This window comes from Reyranella sp., assembly GCF_050185545.1.
Taxonomy (GTDB): Bacteria; Pseudomonadota; Alphaproteobacteria; order Reyranellales; family Reyranellaceae; genus Reyranella.
Genome location: NZ_JBFWZI010000010.1, coordinates 5910 through 6799 on the forward strand (window position 1 = coordinate 5910; position 890 = coordinate 6799).

At 69.4% G+C, this 890-nt stretch carries 1 protein-coding gene; it reads right to left on the reverse strand.

Annotated elements, in window-relative coordinates; all coding sequences use genetic code 11:
* The coding region (locus AB7O82_RS04475; protein ID WP_428618721.1) for a VWA domain-containing protein at window positions 1–890 on the reverse strand (890 nt) is incomplete at both ends.

Here is an 890-nt window from a genome sequence, read left to right on the forward strand (position 1 = left end):
GCGAGCTTCACCCCGCCGCCCAGCAGACCCGACGACAGCTGGCTCGGATCCAGCACGATCGTCGCCGTGTTGTTCGCAAGCCCGTCATCGACCAGATCGAGCGCCGTCGACGAGGCGCCCGATCCCACGCCGAATGCCCGGATGTCCGTCTTCGCCGCCAGCAGCCGGCTCACCTCGTCGGCAAACGCCGTCTGCGAATCGGGGAAGCCGTCCGACAGGAAGAACACAACATCGTTGCCCGCCGGCGTGCCGGCAAAGAACGTCTCCGCCTGCTGCAGCCCCGCCTCGTAGTTGGTCGTCCCCGTCGCCTTCAGGCTGCGCAGCGTCTCGACCACGTCCAGCGTGCCGTTCTTGTTGGCGTCGGCCGCCACCGTCGTGCTGAGATGCGTCGTCGCCCCGCTCTCGAACGAGATCACCGCGATGTTGGCGCCGCCCAGGCCGAGCCCGTTGATCGACGCCAGCAGCGCCTCGAAGCCGGCGATCTCGGCATCGAGGATGGTGTTCGCCGTGCCGTCCCCGTTCAGGTCGCCGATCGTCTGCGCCCCCGAGAAGGTGCCTCCCGTGCTGCCCGAGCGGTCGATCACGAAGGCGATGTTGTACTGCCCCGTGCCACTGCCGCCCGACCGGCTCACCAGCCCGTTTACCGCCTCGCTCGTGCCCGACGAGGCGTCCGGCGCCGTCAGGCTGATCCCCAGCGTCTGGCTGGTCGACGGGATCGTCCCGATGTTCGACGTCGTCTGGTCGCCACCGCCGCCGACCGTCGCCGGCGACGACAGCGACACCACGAAGGTCTCGTCCGCCTCGACCCCGGTATCGCCCTGCACGTTCACCGTGACCGTTTTGGCCGACTCGCCCGGCGCGAACGTCACCGTGCCCGACGGCAGCACGCC